Source organism: Nocardia sp. NPDC060220 (genome assembly GCF_042727815.1).
In the GTDB taxonomy this organism is placed as follows: Bacteria; Actinomycetota; Actinomycetes; order Mycobacteriales; family Mycobacteriaceae; genus Nocardia.
Genome location: NZ_JBHWZY010001331.1, coordinates 1 through 1,202, shown reverse-complemented (window position 1 = coordinate 1,202; position 1,202 = coordinate 1). Strand labels below are relative to the sequence as shown.

Here is a 1,202-nt window from a genome sequence, read left to right as displayed (position 1 = left end):
CCCAGCGGTGCAGGCGCTTCCTACGCTGCGGCGGGCGTGAGCATCGAAGCCGGTGACCGCGCCGTCGAATTGTTCGGACCATTGGCCAGGAAGGCCAGCCGACCCGAGGTGCAGGGCGGTATCGGCGGCTTCGCCGGGCTGTTCGCGCTCAAGGGCGGATACCGGGAGCCGCTGCTGGCCGCCTCCACCGACGGTGTCGGCACCAAGATCGCCGTCGCCCAGGCCCTCGACAAGCACGACACCGTCGGCCTCGACCTGGTCGCCATGGTCGTCGACGACCTGGTGGTGTGTGGCGCCGAGCCGCTGTTCCTGCAGGACTACATCGCCATCGGCAAGGTCATCCCGGAGAAGGTCGCCGAGCTGGTCTCCGGCATCGCCGAGGGCTGCATCAAGGCCGGTTGCGCACTGCTCGGCGGCGAGACCGCCGAGCACCCGGGCCTGATGGATCCCGATGACTACGACCTGTCCGCCACCGGCGTCGGCGTCGTCGAGGCCGACGCGGTCCTCGGCCCCGACCGGGTGCGTCCCGGCGACGTCGTGATCGCGATGGGCTCCTCGGGCCTGCACTCCAACGGCTACAGCCTGGCGCGCAAGGTGCTGCTCGACATCGATCGGATGTCGCTCACCGGGTACGTCGAGGAGTTCGGCCGCACCCTCGGTGAGGAACTGCTCGAGCCGACCCGCATCTACGCCAAGGACTGCCTCGCGCTGATCGCCGAAACCGACGTGCGCACCTTCTCGCACGTCACCGGTGGTGGCCTGGCCGCCAACCTGGCTCGGGTGCTGCCCGCAGGCCTGGTGGCCGAGCTGGATCGTGGCACCTGGAACCCTGCGCCGGTGTTCAAGATGATCGCTCAGCGCGGCCGCGTCGAGCGCATCGAGATGGAGAAGACGTTCAACATGGGCGTCGGCATGGTCGCGATCGTGGCGCCCGAGGACGCTGACCGTGCGCTGGCGGTGCTCACGGCCCGCCACATCGACTGCTGGACGCTGGGTCAGGTCAAGAAGGCCGCCGATGTCGAAGCGCCGCGTGCGGTGCTGCTGGGCGATCACCCCAGGTTCTGATCTGCGCTACGCACGAGAGCCGGGTCGCGATGGTCGCGACCCCGCTCGCCGTGGGGGCGGGGTTTTATCCAGTAGGATATACACAACAGAAGCGGCAGACGAATGTCGGAGTGTAGATCACGGGGGTGGGCGGCGGC

At 68.9% G+C, this 1,202-nt stretch carries 1 protein-coding gene; it reads left to right on the top strand.

The features are described from left to right. Positions 1–1,065: phosphoribosylformylglycinamidine cyclo-ligase (gene purM, locus ACFWF3_RS36510; RefSeq protein ID WP_379318774.1), on the top strand; the 1,065-nt coding region annotated here is incomplete at its 5' end. Between the last annotated feature and the right edge of the window lie 137 nt (positions 1,066–1,202).